15 protein-coding genes are annotated in these 13868 nt (G+C 64.8%); 5 read left to right on the forward strand and 10 right to left on the reverse strand.

All coding sequences use genetic code 11. The annotated features are described in order from the left end of the window. Positions 1 to 74: 74 nt before the first annotated feature. The 7 genes from DESFRDRAFT_RS15060 to DESFRDRAFT_RS15085 all read right to left on the reverse strand — a co-directional run bounded on the left by DESFRDRAFT_RS15060 (position 75) and on the right by DESFRDRAFT_RS15085 (position 6834). A complete protein-coding gene (locus DESFRDRAFT_RS15060) occupies positions 75 to 1940 on the reverse strand; it encodes a carbamoyltransferase family protein (protein WP_005995309.1) in 1866 nt (621 codons plus the stop codon). A gap of 11 nt (positions 1941 to 1951) precedes the next feature. Then, positions 1952 to 2101 carry a DUF5989 family protein gene (locus DESFRDRAFT_RS22745; RefSeq protein ID WP_005995311.1) on the reverse strand — a complete coding sequence of 50 codons (150 nt, stop codon included), beginning with the start codon at positions 2099 to 2101 and terminating at the stop codon, positions 1952 to 1954. Between the two features lie 80 nt (positions 2102 to 2181). Continuing rightward, positions 2182 to 2598 carry an SxtJ family membrane protein gene (locus DESFRDRAFT_RS15065; protein ID WP_005995313.1) on the reverse strand — a complete coding sequence of 139 codons (417 nt, stop codon included), beginning with the start codon at positions 2596 to 2598 and terminating at the stop codon, positions 2182 to 2184. 334 nt (positions 2599 to 2932) lie between these two features. Next, on the reverse strand, positions 2933 to 3364 hold the full coding sequence (gene arfB, locus DESFRDRAFT_RS15070; RefSeq protein WP_005995315.1) for an alternative ribosome rescue aminoacyl-tRNA hydrolase ArfB: 432 nt from the start codon (positions 3362 to 3364) through the stop codon (positions 2933 to 2935). Between the two features lie 11 nt (positions 3365 to 3375). Next, positions 3376 to 4056, reverse strand: coding sequence for a radical SAM protein (locus DESFRDRAFT_RS15075; protein WP_005995317.1), 681 nt, complete (start codon positions 4054 to 4056; stop codon positions 3376 to 3378). A 106-nt stretch (positions 4057 to 4162) separates the two neighbouring features. Then, the gene (locus DESFRDRAFT_RS15080; RefSeq protein WP_005995318.1) at positions 4163 to 5308 is read right to left on the reverse strand and encodes a pyridoxal phosphate-dependent aminotransferase; all 1146 of its coding nucleotides are present in this window, start codon (positions 5306 to 5308) and stop codon (positions 4163 to 4165) included. 62 nt (positions 5309 to 5370) lie between these two features. Further along, positions 5371 to 6834: a dynamin family protein gene (locus DESFRDRAFT_RS15085; RefSeq protein WP_005995320.1), complete on the reverse strand. Its 1464-nt coding sequence runs from the start codon at positions 6832 to 6834 to the stop codon at positions 5371 to 5373. 171 nt (positions 6835 to 7005) lie between these two features. Between DESFRDRAFT_RS15085 and DESFRDRAFT_RS15090 the strand changes: the two genes are divergently transcribed. The 4 genes from DESFRDRAFT_RS15090 to DESFRDRAFT_RS15105 all read left to right on the forward strand — a co-directional run bounded on the left by DESFRDRAFT_RS15090 (position 7006) and on the right by DESFRDRAFT_RS15105 (position 10289). After that, positions 7006 to 8760 (forward strand): glycosyltransferase family protein, encoded by a 1755-nt coding sequence (locus tag DESFRDRAFT_RS15090; protein WP_005995322.1) that lies wholly within the window; start codon positions 7006 to 7008, stop codon positions 8758 to 8760. Beyond that, positions 8753 to 9310 (forward strand): type I restriction enzyme HsdR N-terminal domain-containing protein, encoded by a 558-nt coding sequence (locus DESFRDRAFT_RS15095; RefSeq protein WP_005995324.1) that lies wholly within the window; start codon positions 8753 to 8755, stop codon positions 9308 to 9310. The genes DESFRDRAFT_RS15090 and DESFRDRAFT_RS15095 overlap by 8 nt, the downstream gene beginning before the upstream one ends. A 103-nt stretch (positions 9311 to 9413) precedes the next feature. Further along, positions 9414 to 9839: a MarR family winged helix-turn-helix transcriptional regulator gene (locus DESFRDRAFT_RS15100; RefSeq protein ID WP_005995327.1), complete on the forward strand. Its 426-nt coding sequence runs from the start codon at positions 9414 to 9416 to the stop codon at positions 9837 to 9839. Positions 9840 to 9887: 48 nt separating this feature from the next. Continuing rightward, positions 9888 to 10289, forward strand: coding sequence for a pyridoxamine 5'-phosphate oxidase family protein (locus tag DESFRDRAFT_RS15105; RefSeq protein WP_005995329.1), 402 nt, complete (start codon positions 9888 to 9890; stop codon positions 10287 to 10289). Between the two features lie 178 nt (positions 10290 to 10467). On the opposite strand, the gene DESFRDRAFT_RS15110 is transcribed toward DESFRDRAFT_RS15105, so the two are convergent. The 3 genes from DESFRDRAFT_RS15110 to cls all read right to left on the reverse strand — a co-directional run bounded on the left by DESFRDRAFT_RS15110 (position 10468) and on the right by cls (position 13000). Beyond that, on the reverse strand, positions 10468 to 11235 hold the full coding sequence (locus DESFRDRAFT_RS15110; RefSeq protein WP_233489623.1) for a DUF3089 domain-containing protein: 768 nt from the start codon (positions 11233 to 11235) through the stop codon (positions 10468 to 10470). Continuing rightward, positions 11181 to 11456, reverse strand: coding sequence for a DUF3089 domain-containing protein (locus DESFRDRAFT_RS23005; RefSeq protein WP_233489625.1), 276 nt, complete (start codon positions 11454 to 11456; stop codon positions 11181 to 11183). The genes DESFRDRAFT_RS15110 and DESFRDRAFT_RS23005 overlap by 55 nt, the downstream gene beginning before the upstream one ends. 122 nt (positions 11457 to 11578) lie before the next feature. After that, positions 11579 to 13000: a cardiolipin synthase gene (gene cls / locus DESFRDRAFT_RS15115; RefSeq protein ID WP_005995333.1), complete on the reverse strand. Its 1422-nt coding sequence runs from the start codon at positions 12998 to 13000 to the stop codon at positions 11579 to 11581. 149 nt (positions 13001 to 13149) lie between these two features. On the opposite strand from cls, the gene DESFRDRAFT_RS15120 reads away from it, so the two are divergent. Then, on the forward strand, positions 13150 to 13755 hold the full coding sequence (locus tag DESFRDRAFT_RS15120) for a hypothetical protein (protein ID WP_005995335.1): 606 nt from the start codon (positions 13150 to 13152) through the stop codon (positions 13753 to 13755). Positions 13756 to 13868 lie beyond the last annotated feature (113 nt).

The raw sequence follows: 13868 nt of genomic DNA on the forward strand, positions 1-13868 counted from the left end.
AGAGCGCGAGAGGGGGACCCTTTTTTCAAAAAGGGTCCCCCTCTCGCATTCTCTTCCTTCTCTTTTCTTTCGGCCTAATCCAGTTCGTACTCGTCGCGCCAATCGCCGGATTCGGCGAATTCGGGTTGTTTTTCCTTGTCGAAGAGGCAGTCGCCGACCACGAGGTAATCCATCTCGGTGCGCATGAAGCAGCGGTAGGCGTCCCAGGGAGAGCAGACGATGGGCTCACCGCGCACGTTGAAGCTCGTGTTGACCACCACCGGGCAGCCGTGGCGGGCGTTAAAGGTGCTGATGAGCTTGTGGTAGCGCGGATTGGTGGCCGCGTGCACGGTCTGGATGCGGGCCGAGAAGTCCACGTGGGTGATGGCCGGGAGCTTGGAGCGCTCGACGTAAAGCCGGTCGAACATGGGCTTTTGCCAGTAGCCCTCGGGCAGCTCGAAGCGCAGCTTTTCGGCCACCGGGGCCACCAGCAGCATGTAGGGCGAGGGCCGGTCCTGCTCGAAACAGTCGGAGACGGCCTCGGCCAGGACCGAGGGGGCAAAGGGCCGAAATCCCTCGCGGTATTTGATCTTGAGGTTGAGCTTTTTCTGCATCTCCGGGTTTCGCGGATCGCCCAGGATGCTGCGGCCGCCAAGGGCACGCGGGCCGTATTCCATGCGGCCCTGGAACCAGCCCACCACCTTGCCGTCGGCCAAGAGGTCGGCGACCTTGGCGCAAAGCGCGTCGAACTCGTCGTAGACCTCGCAGGGCGCGTCATTGCGGGAGGCCACGCGCAGCGCGTCGCGGCGGGTGAACTCCGGCCCCAGGTACGAGCCGGCCATGCGGTCCATGGCCCCTTCGGGCAGGGGCGCGCGTTCGTGACCGGCCCAGACGTGGTGGGCGGCCAGGGCCGCGCCAAGCGCGCCGCCGGCGTCGCCGGCCGCCGGCTGAATCCAGACGTCGTCGAACACCCCGGCCCGCAGCAGCTTGCCGTTGGCCACGCAGTTGAGCGCCACGCCGCCGGCCATGACCAGGTTCTTGCAGCCCGAAAGCTCCCGGGCCGTCTTGGCCAGAAGCATGACCACGTCTTCGGTGACTTCCTGGATGGCCAGGGCCATGTCCATGTGCTCCTGGGACAGGTCCGACTCGGCGGCGCGCTTGGGCAGGCCGAACAGCCGCTCCCACTTGCCGTCCCGGCACATGGTGAGCCCGGTGGCGTAGTCGAAGTAGGCCATGTTGAGCAGCATGGAGCCGTCGGGGCGCAGGTCGACCAGTTCGTCCAGGATCTTTTGCTTGTACGTCTCCACCCGCTCGGAACCGGCGATGCCGTAGGGAGCGAGTCCCATGAGCTTGTACTCGCCGGAGTTGACCTTGAAGCCGCAGTAGTAGGTGAAGGCGGAATAGAGCAGTCCCAGGGAATGCGGGAAGTCGAGCTCGCGCAGGAAGGTGATGTCCTTGCCGCGCCCGACGCCGATGGTGGTGGTGGACCACTCGCCCACGCCGTCGATGGTGAGGATCGCCGCCTCGTCGAAGGGCGAGGGGTAAAAGGCCGAGGCCGCGTGGGACAGGTGGTGCTCCGGGAAAAGAATGCGCGGCTTGCCCCGGCCGAACTTGGCCAGTTCCTCGCGCAACATCTTTTTCATGAAGAGCTTTTCCTTGATCCACACCGGCATGGCCGACAGGAAGCTCACCACGCCGCGCGGCGCGAAGCCGTGGTACGTCTCCATCAGCCGCTCGAATTTGAGGTACGGCTTGTCGTAGAAGGCGACGGCGGCCAGATCGGACAGGCCGACGCCGCCTTCCTCGAGCACGTAGGCGGCCGCCTTCCGGGGGAAGGCGGCGTCGTGCTTCTTGCGGGTGAAGCGTTCCTCATGGGCGGCGGCCACGACGACGCCGTCGCGCAAAAGCGCGGCCGCGCTGTCGTGGTAGTAGGCGGAAAGCCCGAGTATGTATTCGGCCATGAACCTACTCGTTAAAACAGGGTGTAGATGAAAGGCGCCACGGCCGTGCCGCTGGTCAGCACGACGAGGACACCGAAAAGCAGCAACACGAGGATGATGGGCAAAAGCCAGAATTTTTTCCGAACCCGCAGAAATCCCCAAAGTTCACGCAGAAATTCCATGAAACCTCCACAAACCGCCACAGCATACGGAGAGACGTCCGGCCGCGACGGCAAGGTTCTCGCCGGGGGAGCGCCCGGCGTCAAAACGGCTGTTCGATATCCGCCGCGACAAAGGTATGGTCCCGGACCCGAAACACCGAGTCCTCGCCCTTGCCGAACCGCCGCATCCGCATGGGGTCTTTGCCGCCAAGGGAGCGCAGGACGCCCATGGGCGTGAGCACCAGGTAGAATATGAGGGAAAGCAACACCTTGGACATGACCATGCCCATGACGTTGGACAGGCCGAACCACAGCTTGGCCACGGGCTTGTAAAGCGCCGGCGCGATCATATCCAAAAGCAGCAGCAAGGCGGCGATGGTCGCGTAGCGGATTTCCCTGGTGACGAAGAAGACGATCAGGCTGATCAGGACGAGGGCCATGCCCGTATCCTTGGCCTGTTCCCGCGTGGCCGACAGCCAGAAGGATTTCTTCTGGCGCGTTTGTTCCAATGAAGACATAGGGGGTGGTCGCTCCGAATTGGGCTTTGGCGTCCTGCCGGATCGGGTCGCCAGGACAGATTTCCCTAGCCCGGGGGGGCGTGAGCGTCAAGGGAGGCCGCGCCGGGGGAGGGAACCCCTTTTTGAAAAAAGGGGTTCCCTCCCCCGGCCCCCACCCTCCCCAAAAACTTTTCAAGGGGGGTGAATGCGGCCTCTTCCTAAGCACCGAGAAGGAACATAGCTCCCCAGGCAAAAAAACAACCCAACTCCATGAAAGAATTTAGGAAGGGGAGAGCGCGAGAGGGGAGAACCCTTTGCAAAAGGGTTTCCCCTCTCGCATCCTCTTCCCTCTCCTCTATTCTTCTATCTTGGTGCGTTCCCGCTTGCGCGCGCCGTGGCGCTTTTTGGTTTCCAGGCGGCGCAGTTTCGAGGCCAGGGTGGCCCGGGTCTTGCGGCGCGGGGGCTTGGGCGTCAGGGCGGCGCGCAGGAGCATGACGAACCGCTCCACGGCCAGTTCCTTGTTGGCGGTCTGGCTGCGGCTGGTCTGGGAGCTGACTTGCAGCACCCCGTCCTTGCCGATGCGCCCGCCAAGGACGGCTCGCAGGCGCTCCTTGGCCGCCGGGGACAGGCTCGGCGAGGCATCGAGATCAAAAAGCAGCGTCACGCGGGAGCTGACCTTGTTGACGTGCTGCCCGCCGGGGCCGCTGCTGCGCGAGGCGGTAAACGTCAGCTCGGACAGCGGGATGGCCACGCCGGGCGTGATGCGCAAAATATCGGACGCGTCCATGGGAGGGTACCTTACGTTCTCACATCGATGGTCAGGCGCGGGGCGGCGGCCTGAAGCCGGCTGACCAGCCGCGCCGGAAAGGCCGAAGGGGGGACGTCCCCGCCCTCGGGAGCCGGTCCCGGGTGAAAAATTTGCAGGCTCCAGCGGATCGCGCCGGCCGTGGCCAGTTCCCCGGCCAGGACGGCCAGACCCGCCTCGTCCAAGAGTCCGGGATGCCAGGTGGTGCGGATCTCGAACGGGATCGCGCCCCGCAGCAGCCGCTCCAGGCTGGCGAACACCGCCGCGCCGCTGCCGGCATCGCCGGTCAGGCGTTCATAGGCCGCGCGCGGCGCCATCACGGCCAGCCCCACCCAGTCGCAGGCCGGCAGCACGGAGGCCAGCGCCTCGGGGAAAAGCCCGGTGGTATGGAGTCCCGTCAAAAAGCCGAAATCCCGCGCGGCGGCCAGGGTTTCGGCCATGCCGGCTAAAAGCGCCGGTTCGCCCCCGGAAAAAAGGACCGCGTCCACCTGCCCCCGCCGGCTTTCCAGCCAGGACAGCACCGCCGCCGGATCAAAGGCCCCGCCGGCCTCGGGACGGGCGTTGCTGAAGGGACAGCCCCAGGGATCGCCCTGGCAGTAGATCACGGCCGCCAGGGCGTCGGGATAATCGAGGGGCGAAAGCGGCGTGACGCCGCCGATGGTCAGTCCTTCCACGGTGGTTGCCTTTCCCGGTCGCGCTGCCTTTTTTTCCCCGACAGCCGTGTGGGCGTCAAGGGCCCGGGGAAACAGAGAAAACGGATTGGGGTAGGACGCTCGCGCCTCAGCCGCAGTGATCGCTCACGTAGCGGCCGAGCCTGTCCAGGCCTTCCTCGATATTTTCCAGGGAATTGGCGTAGGAAAAGCGCAGGTGCCCTTCCCCGCCGGGGCCGAAGTCGATGCCCGGGGTCACCCCCACATGGACCTTCTCCAGGATGTCGTAGGCCAGGGCCAGGGAATCCGGGTTCAGGTGGTCGGCGCGCACGAACACGTAAAACGCGCCAGTGGGTTCGGTGCGCGGAGACAGGCCGAGCTTTCTGAGCCCGGCGAGCAGCGCCTTGCGCCGCGTGGCGTAGGTTTCGCGCATGGCCTCGGCCGCGGCCAGCCCCTCGGGCGACAAGGCGGCCAGCCCGGCCCACTGGGCCACGGAAGAGGCGCAGATGAAAAGGTTTTGCTGGAGCTTTTGCAAAAGCCCCATCATGGAGCACGGCGCGATGAGGTAGCCCAGGCGCAGGCCGGTCATGGCGAAGCGCTTGGAAAAGCCGTTTAGGACCAGCGCGTCCTCGGAAAATTCCAGGGCGCAGCGGGCCCGTCCCTCGTAGGTCAGGCCGTGGTAGATCTCGTCGGACACCACCGGCAGTCCCGTGGCGCAGGCCGCCTCCATGGCGTCGTCCGAAATCAGGGTGCCGGTGGGGTTGGCCGGCGAATTGAGCAGGATGCCGGCGGTCATCTCGGAAACCTTGGCCGCGATGGACTCCGGGGTGAACTGGAAGCCGTCCTCCTCGGCCACGGGCACGTAATGGGGAATGATGCCGGTGAAGCGCAGGAAATTGGGGTAGCAGGCGTAGGCCGGGTCGGTCAGCAGCATGTTGGCCCCGGGCCGGGCCAGGGCGGCAAAGGCCAGCAGCATGGCCGACGAGGTGCCGCCGGTGACCAGAATGCGGTCAGGGGTGACGCGCACGCCGTATTCGTCGGCGAACAGGCGGCAGAGGGCCTCGCGCAACGGCGGGATGCCGAGGCTGTGGGTGTAGTGGGTTTTGCCGTCGGATACGGCCTTGATGGCGGCTTCCTTGACGCAGTCCGGCGTGTCGAAGTCGGGTTCGCCGATTTCCAGATGGATCACCCGGTGGCCGGCCGCCTCGATGGCGTTGGCCCGTTCCAGGATGTCCATGACGAGAAACGATGTGATGTCCTTGCAGGCGGGATTCATGGCAACTGTCCGGTAGGGGATTGCCGGGCGCGACGGGTCGAGTCGCCGCGCCCGGGAAAAATCTAGTCGTTCGTGGCGTCGGGGAGCGGCTGGCACACGCCCGAGGGGTGGGCGTAGCGGTCGTTTAAAGACTGGATGAACTTCTCGCTGTCCATGATGACCGAGGACAGGGCGTTTCGCGCCTTCTGGCCCCAGCCGGCCGGCTCCAGGCGGAAGACCGAACGCCAGGGGGCGGTGTTTTTGGCCAGGGCCCGCATGAGCCCCTCGCGCACCGGGCCGTGGGGATAGGCCTTTTCCACCACCCGGGCCACGGCCGTAACCGACCATTTGCGGGCCAAGTGGTGCAGCCAGCATCCGCCGCCCAGGCACAGCGCAAGAAACGGAATCCAGCGCCAGGACGCGTCGAACATCCAGCCGAGCCAGTCCGGCACGACGCCGTTGGTGAAGGGGTGGCCGGTGAGAAAGTAGAGCGCCACCAAAACGACGGCCACGCCGCCAAAGAGCATGGCGTCGCGCCGCAGCGCCCCCTTGCGCCAGCGAAGCAGCATGCCGCGTATCTCCGGCACCCGCAGATCCTCCACCTCCCGGGCCAACTTCTCCAGGTCGCCGATGATGCGGTAGGCCCGCTCCACCCGCACCTGGTCCATGCGGCTGCGGATGGCGGCCAGGTCCGCATCGCGTTTGGCCTCGAAGCGCGCCCGCAAGGCGTCGTCGGCAATGGGCAGGGCGGCCGAGGGCGCGTAGATGCGGTAGAACTTGCCGGCGGTCAGCCCCTGCTGGGCCAGGGCCCGCTGCCAGGCGCCCACCACCTCTTCGGGGTTGTCCTCCCGGGCGGCGATATCCATCTGATTAAGGATATAGATAAATTTATTGGAGTCGCGGCGGTTGATGGTGGCCGCGACCAGGTGGGTCAGCGTGTCGCGCATGGCCCCGGGTTCGGGCCGGCGGGCGTCAAAAAGGACCAGCACCAGATCGGAGAGGTCCATGATGTGGTTGGTGATGCGCAAGGTCGCCGTGCGCTGGGCGTCGGCGTCGAAGCCGGGGGAGTCGATGAGAATAAGCCCGCGCAGCTTGTCGCTGGGGCTGGTCTTGAGCCGGATGTAGGAATCGATGCGCCCGCCCTCGCCGGGCTCCACCTTCTCCAGCTCCTCGCTCATCTTGTAGAAGGGAAAGCGCAGGTCGGCGTTGAGCGCCGTGCCGGGCAGCACCCGGGATTCGCCGGCGGCATTGTAGCAGATGACCGTGAACTTGTCGTCCACGGCGTGGGAGCCGGTCTGCTGCACCGGCATGTCGAGATACGAATTGATAAAGGTGGATTTGCCGGCGGAAAAGGGTCCCAATACGGAAATGAGCGGCCACCAGGCGATCTGGGAGATGGTGGACTGGTCGTTGCCGAGAAGCCCGAGGCCCCGGCAGACCTTGTCCAGCTTGCCGAAGCTCTCCACCGCGTCGACCAGCAGCGGATTTTCCAGTTGCAGATGTTCCTTGAGGCTGGCCAGCCTGTCGCGCAGTCGCCCGTCTTCCATACGTCCCCCACCCAAGTACAGAATGGCCCCAACTACCCTAAAATCCGCACTTCGTCGAGACGGCGGCGGCGTCGGACGGAAACCAAACGCCTGAAACCCGCCGAAAAACCTTGCCCCGGAGAGGACGTTGCCGCTATTTCCGGAAAGCCTCACCCCACATGAAGCCAGCCTATGCCCAAACAAGACGCCACACATGCCGCCCCGGCCAAAGAACGCCGCCCAGACGCCGCGCCCCGGCGTCCCCCGGCGTCATGCATCGGGACCGGGACCGGCACGGCCGTCTATTGGACCGTGGCCCTGGCCGGGACGTTTCTTTTTTACGGCGCGTTTCTCTTCTCCGACCGCGTGGGCATTCTGGACTGGAGCAAGGACCTTTTCTATTTCCATTTCCTCTACGACAGCCTGCGCTCCTTCGGCCGCCTGCCGCTGGCCTTTCTGGCCATTCCGGCGGACACCACCTGGTTTTCCACCCTGCAGGACCTGTCCTACTGGTCCAATCCGGAAGTCATAAGCCTTTCCCCTTTCTTGCCGCTGGCCTGGGTGTTGCCGTTTACGGCCTTCATGAAGGCCTATTTCGGGCTGCACATCCTGCTCGCGATCGTCGGCGTGCGCCTGCTGGCCAGGCGCGCCGGCCTCGCCACCGGGCAGGCCGTGGCGCTGCTCGTCCTTTTCCTCTTCAACCCCTGGCTAGTGCAACATCTCGCCATCGGCTATTCCCCCCAGATCAGCCTGTGCCTGGTGCCGCTGCTGGCCGGGCTCCTGGCCGGCAAGCGTTTTCGACCGCTGGCCTGGGCAGGGGCGTCGCTTCTGGCCGCCTGGATCTTCTACCAGGGCGCGCTGCACCTTTTCGTGTGGCTGTGCATGGCCGTGGGACTTTGCATCGCGTTTTACGCCCTGCTCTCCCGGCGCGCCGGCACGCTGTGGCGGGCGGCCTTCTTTTTTGCGGGCACGCTCATCCTCGTTTCGCCCAAGGCCTATGCCGTATCCAAGGTCTACGGCGGCTGGACCCGCATCCCGGCCGGGGGCTACGGCTCCCTGGCCGACATCTGGGGACTGTTGACCGACGCCGTCTTCCCCATGTTCCGGTTCCCGGAGACCTATTCCAAGTACAACGTGGCCTTTTACGACGGCTCGCTCCTGGTCGGCGCGGCCTTTGTGGTTCTTGTCGGATGGCTGGCGGCGGAATACCTGGCGCGCCCGCGCAAGGACGATCCCCGGCGGCTTCGCGACGGGGCCTGCCTGCTTTGCGCCTGCGTTTTTCTCGCCCTTGGCTGGGGCACGGTCTGGCGCACCGTTTCCCTTTGGCTGCACCTGTCCTCGGCCGAAATCTATCCTTTCCGTTTTCTTTTCATCGCCTACAATTTCCTGATTTTTTTCGTGGCCGACCGGTTGGGCCGCTTTCCGACAAAAGCCGCCGCCCGGTTGCGTGCCCTGACCCTTTACGCCCTGCTCGCCTGCACCTGTCTGACCTTTTACGGCCGCAACCGGGAGCTCATGCCGTACCTGACGGAGAACCCCAACTTTTACGGCGCGTTTTCCATTGCCGATTTCTACAAGGACCGCATCGTCGCCCTGGCCGGGGACACCCGCCTGCCCGTGACCGCGACGCCAGGGAGCGTCACCCTCATTCCGTCCGGCATCCCCGGCCAGCACGTCCGCCTGCCCTGGATGGCCTGGAAGGAACGCGGCCACTACCGCTTCGAGGGGGCGCGGCCCTTTTGCGAAGCGCCGGGCGGCGGCACCGTCCTCGAGGTGACGGCGGCCTCCCGGCCGGTGGTCATCCTCCCCGACGACAGCCACCGCTTCCCGCTCCTTGTCCTGGCCGCCCTGGCTTTTGCGGCGCTTACCGCCGGAACCATCTCGCTCAACCGCCGCCGGCCGGGCCTTTTCACGGCCGAAACGCCCAAGGAGGCTCGCCATGCATGAGGAACCGCTGGGCAACGTCATCCGGGACTACCTGACCGGCGAGGAAGTCGCCGAAACGTCTTACGAGGAGTTCCGGCAGGCCCTGGCCAAGCTCCTGGTGGAGGAAAAAGGCTATCCCAAGGACCGGCTGACGCCCAAGGTCGGGGTCTGCTTCCCCATCGAGGGCAAGGACTACACCCGCATGGTGGACCTGCTGGCCGTGGACGCGGATGGCAACCCGCTGCTTTTCGTCATCTTCTGCTCCGGCGAGCCCGGCTCCTACGTCCGCGAGGCCCTGGCCGCCGCCCGCATCTACCAGGGGGGACCGGTGCCCCTGGTCGCCGTCACCGACACCCACGACGCCGTCCTGCTCGAAGCCGCCACAGGCCGTGAACTCGGCCACGGCATGCGCGCCCTGCCCTCCTATAAAGACGCCATGGCGGCAAACGCCCCCGCTGCGGCCCTGCCCGAGGACGCCCTGGCGAGGGAACGGCGCATCCTTTTCGCCTACAGCGAATTTCTCGCCGACGGCTGCTGCCAGGGCACCTGCCGGCCCACGGCGCGCAAGTAAGTCCCCGCCCAGAAACACCGGCCGAAACCGGGAGCGCAGGTCCCGCCCGGTCAGGACCTTTTTTCGCGTTGACAATAGTTCGACGTAGAACTATCCAACATCCATGCGCACCGACCATGTCATCGCCCTGATCGCCGATATCCGCGAGCGTGCCCACGAGTGGATCGTGGCCGAACTGACGCGCCGGGGACACCCTGGCATCGTGCCCTCCCACGGCGCGATTCTGGTCCGGCTCTACGACCAGGGACCCATGGCCATGAACGCGCTGGCAACGGCCATCGGACGGCGCAAGAACACCGTCACCGTGCTCGTGCGCAAGCTCGACGAGGCCGGCTACGTCCGCCGCCAGGGCAGCCCGGACGACAGCCGCGTCACCCTGGTCGCCCTGACGGAAAAAGGCGAGGCGTTTCGCGGCGATTTCGAGGCTGTGTCGACCGCCCTGCTGGCCCGGGTCTGGGGCGGCATGGACGACGCAAAGCGGCAGGCGCTCGTCGCCGGTCTGGAAACCGTGCGGGACAACCTGGGCTAAAAAATTTCCCCAACTGGTTCGATATCGAACAAAAAAAAGGAGCAGCATATGCGCGAAGTCATCGATTTCCTGCGAGCCAATTCCACCGTGTTCCTGGCCACATCGGACAAGGGCGCGGCCCGGGTCCGGCCCTTCCAGTTCCAGTTCGAACAGGACGGCCGGCTGTGGTTCTGCACGGCCAAAAGCAAGGAAACCTATGCCCAGCTCAAAGCGGACAACCGGCTGGAGCTGTCGTGTTGCAGCAAGGACATGGTCACGCTGCGCCTGGCCGGGACCGCGGTCCTCGAAGACGATCCGGCGGTCAAAAAGCGCATCCTCGACGGCAATGCCCTGGTCCGCTCCATCTACGGCGCGCCGGACAACCCCGACTTCACGACCTTCAGCATCGACCACGGCCGGGCCATCCTGTTCGACTTCAGCGGCAATCCCCCCAAGACCTTCACCTTCTAGGCCGCAGGCGCGCTCCACAACGCCAAGCAAAAGGGGCCGCCGGAAAACCGGCGACCCCTCGGGCCACGACAACGGCCCGATCCACTTGGCATTATCGACAAGCCCCCCGTTTGCGCGCGAAACGCGTCCTCCTCGCGGGCGAAACAGCCGCCGGACGACGCAACGCGTTCTTTGCGCGCTAAGGGCGATCCTCCCTGCGGTAGGCTTCGCACCGCAGCCTGACGTTCTCCTTTATGTTGTCGAAGAAAAAATCATAATCATAGCGGTGATAGCATTCCTTGCCCATGAACATGCTGAGTTGCCTGGCGATCTCGGGCCGCGGCGTCGGAATCTCGAGGGCCCCGCTGTCGTTGATGCGGGCGGCGGTGAAATGCGGCACGACAAGGGGCGGTTTGTCTTCGCGCAAAATTCTCGCCGCAATGTCCATGGACGCCGGATACTCTTTTTTGTCCGTCGTCCAGGACAAGGGATTCACGCACCGGGCGCCGGGCAGCACCGTCGGCGAAACGCCGCCGGGGCCGACGGTGTTCCAGGTCAGCAGCACGCCCGTTTCGTCGGGACGCCGGCCCAGGCGCAGGCCCATCCGGGCCAAATCGGCATCCGTGAACGTCCAGCCGGGCATATAGGCGGCAACCAGCTTGCTTTTATCCAACAGCCCGGGATTGCGCAGCAGCATCAGCTGCAAGACATTGGAGCCCTGGCTGTGGCTCGCCAGAATAAACGGACGCCCCTTGTTGAGGTGGCGCAAATAATACTCGAACGCCGCCGTAACATCCTCGACCGGCATCTCGATATATTTCGCCTTTTCCGCGTCGCCCATCTTCATGACTTCGATGTTGACCTGGCGATAGCGCGGGGCGAACACGTTGCAGTTGTCGGAAAAGGCCGCCGTTATCCAGCGGACGGTATCCTTGTCCGTTTTGGCGTTGAGCGCCTTGTCGTCCAGGGAGGCGGTGTATTTCCATTGGCCGGAGGCCCGTAGGTGGTCGGATGGACAAAAAACACATCGACAGCATGCGCCGTCTTTTCCGGCAGCATGGACCAGTTCTTTTTCTTGCCGTAGTCGACTTCGCCATGTTGTTGCGCGGAATCGCAAAAGGCCTTGCCGCAAAGCAACAACACCGCCAAAAGCACCATTCCCCCGAAACGACACCCCAATCTTAACATACACCCTCCTTGCACGTTGCGGTCTCCAACGGTCACCTTCAAAGTTTTTCGGGAGGGCGGGGGTCCGGGGGAGGGAGCCCCTTTTTTCAAAAAGGGGCTCCCTCCCCCGGCGCTTCCCTTGCCTACAAAATGGGCGAAAGCAGGCGGCTCAGCATAACGCCGGTCTTGAACGCAAACGAGCGTTCCTCGTAGTCGTCGGCGCTGACGGGCTGGCAGAAGGTGAAGTCAGTCAGGAGCATGGCTTCGACGGCGCGGATGAACGCCGGGTCGGCCACGGCCATGCTGATCTCGAAATTGAGGCGGAAGGAGCGGTTGTCGCAGTTGGCCGTGCCGACCGAGGCCATGACGTCGTCGACCAGGATCACCTTCTGGTGCAGGAAGCCGTTGGTGTAGCGGTAGAATTTGACGCCCAGGGTCTCCAGGTCGGAGAGGTAGGAGAACGAGGCCAGATAGACCAGTTTGTGGTCGGGCTTTTGGGGCAGCATGATGCGCACGTCCACACCGCGCAGCACGGCCAATTGCAGGGCGGAGATGATTTCCCGATCCGGCACGAAATAGGGGCTGACGATCCAAAGGCGCTTTTTCGCGGCGGCGATGGCCTGAAAGAAGTAGAGGTCGCAGGATTCGATGTCGTCGGCCGGGCCGGTGGGCAGCACCAGCACGGGCATATCGCCGTCCGGAGCGGGGCGCAGCTGCCAGTCGAGCTTGGGCGCGGTCCGGGTGGCCCAGTACCAGTCCTCGGCAAAGGTGAGCTGGACCAGGGTGGCCGCCGGCCCCTGGCAGCGCACGTGGGTGTCGCGCCAATGGCCGAAGCGGGGGCTTTTGCCCATGTATTCGTCCCCGACGTTGTGGCCGCCGACAAAGGCCGTCCTGCCGTCCACCACCACGATCTTGCGGTGGTTGCGGAAATTGAGCTGCAGCCGGTTGCGCCAGCCCAGCGTGGTGTTGAACGCCGACACCTTGACCCCGGCCCGATGCAGGTCGGCGAGGTAGGCCGCGTCGAGAGAATGGCTGCCGATCTCGTCGTAGAGCACGTACACGGTCACGCCGGCCCGGGCCTTGGCCACGAGGTGCTCCTTGAGGGCCTGGCCGATCGCATCGTCGCGGATGATGAAGAACTGGACCGCCACATACGACTCGGCCGCGTCGATGGCCGCGAAGATGGCGTCGAAGGTGGCCTGCCCGTCGATCAAAAGCTCCACGGCGTTGCCCTTGGTAAAGGGCAGTTCGGCCAGCCGCTCGATGACCGGGAAAAATCCGGGCACCGCCGAGGCGTGGGCATCGGGAAAGGCCTTGAACTGGTCGATCTCCGGGGCCAGCCCCCCGACCACCTTGTCGCCCTCGCGGCGGGAGGCCACATAGCCCTGGAAACGGTTGCGGCCGAGCACCCAGTACAGCGGCACGGCCACGTACGGAAAGGTGATCATGCCCATGACCCAGGCCATGGAGCCTTGCGGCGAGCGGGCGGTGAAAAGCGCCCGGGCCGCCGAAGCGATGCCGATGGCATGAGCGATGCCGAGCAGGATCAGGATGAAAAACGTCATGCTTCCCTCGTGTCGTTGAAGGTGCGGCGTAAGGGGAAGGATCGCTCACGGCTTGACCAGCCGTGCGTTTTCCTTATACCCGGAGAGGCTACACGGCAAGGAACGCCGCGGAATTTGGCCGCAACAACCCGCTTATGGAGACATCGCCCATGCCCGAGCAGGCTATCGACCTCGCCCTTTCCGCCCCGGTTCACGCAACCGATGGGCTCGTTGGAAGCGTCGAACGCATCATCGTCAACCCGGAAACGGGCAAGGCCACGCATGTGGTGGTCCGGGAAGACGCCATCCCCAACACGTTGCGGCTGGTGGCGGAGAAATACATCGCCAACACCCGGGACGGCGCGCTGCACCTGTCGATTTCCCGCAAAAAAGCGTCGGAATGCCGGGAATACATCCAGACGGACTATTACTCGCCGATGTTTTTCCTGGAACTGGCCAAGAACGAGCACATGAAGCTGCCGCTGTCCCCGGCCAGCTGGAGCGTGGAGCATCCGGCCACGCCCGAAGGCTCCGTGGCCCTGGTCGGCCACGAGACCGTCCTCGCCAGCGACGGCAAGGTGGGCCGGGTGGACGGCGTGCTGGCGGACAGGCATTCCGGCCGCATCACCCACCTGCTTTTGCGCCAGGGCCACCTTTGGGGCGCGCGTGAAGTCCAGATCCCGGCCGGGCTGGTTTCCGGCTACAAGGACGGGGAAGTGACGCTTGCCGCCACCAAGGCGGAAATCGGCGCCCTGCCGGACGTCCACGCCGGTTGATGGGGAAGGGAAAGAGAAGGAAATGAAAAGCGTGCGAGAGGGGGACCTTTTTTGAAAAAAGGGTCCCCCTCTCGCGCTCTCCCCTCCGAAAAACTTTTACAGGGGCGGGAGGT

Origin of the sequence: Solidesulfovibrio fructosivorans JJ], from assembly GCF_000179555.1 — a bacterium.
Taxonomy (GTDB): Bacteria; Desulfobacterota; Desulfovibrionia; order Desulfovibrionales; family Desulfovibrionaceae; genus Solidesulfovibrio; species Solidesulfovibrio fructosivorans.

What these genes read in the sequence shown, in the direction of transcription:
- DESFRDRAFT_RS15085 (WP_005995320.1), bottom strand. Translation starts at nt 6,834, where the DNA reads ATGGAAGACGGGCGACTGCGCGACAGGCTGGCCAGCCTCAAGGAACAT.
- DESFRDRAFT_RS15100 (WP_005995327.1), top strand. Translation starts at nt 9,414, where the DNA reads ATGCGCACCGACCATGTCATCGCCCTGATCGCCGATATCCGCGAGCGT.
- cls (WP_005995333.1), bottom strand. Translation starts at nt 13,000, where the DNA reads ATGACGTTTTTCATCCTGATCCTGCTCGGCATCGCTCATGCCATCGGC.
- DESFRDRAFT_RS15090 (WP_005995322.1), top strand. Translation starts at nt 7,006, where the DNA reads ATGCCCAAACAAGACGCCACACATGCCGCCCCGGCCAAAGAACGCCGC.
- DESFRDRAFT_RS15105 (WP_005995329.1), top strand. Translation starts at nt 9,888, where the DNA reads ATGCGCGAAGTCATCGATTTCCTGCGAGCCAATTCCACCGTGTTCCTG.
- arfB (WP_005995315.1), bottom strand. Translation starts at nt 3,364, where the DNA reads ATGGACGCGTCCGATATTTTGCGCATCACGCCCGGCGTGGCCATCCCG.
- DESFRDRAFT_RS15095 (WP_005995324.1), top strand. Translation starts at nt 8,753, where the DNA reads ATGCATGAGGAACCGCTGGGCAACGTCATCCGGGACTACCTGACCGGC.
- DESFRDRAFT_RS15080 (WP_005995318.1), bottom strand. Translation starts at nt 5,308, where the DNA reads ATGAATCCCGCCTGCAAGGACATCACATCGTTTCTCGTCATGGACATC.
- DESFRDRAFT_RS15065 (WP_005995313.1), bottom strand. Translation starts at nt 2,598, where the DNA reads ATGTCTTCATTGGAACAAACGCGCCAGAAGAAATCCTTCTGGCTGTCG.
- DESFRDRAFT_RS22745 (WP_005995311.1), bottom strand. Translation starts at nt 2,101, where the DNA reads ATGGAATTTCTGCGTGAACTTTGGGGATTTCTGCGGGTTCGGAAAAAA.
- DESFRDRAFT_RS15060 (WP_005995309.1), bottom strand. Translation starts at nt 1,940, where the DNA reads ATGGCCGAATACATACTCGGGCTTTCCGCCTACTACCACGACAGCGCG.
- DESFRDRAFT_RS15120 (WP_005995335.1), top strand. Translation starts at nt 13,150, where the DNA reads ATGCCCGAGCAGGCTATCGACCTCGCCCTTTCCGCCCCGGTTCACGCA.
- DESFRDRAFT_RS23005 (WP_233489625.1), bottom strand. Translation starts at nt 11,456, where the DNA reads ATGTTAAGATTGGGGTGTCGTTTCGGGGGAATGGTGCTTTTGGCGGTG.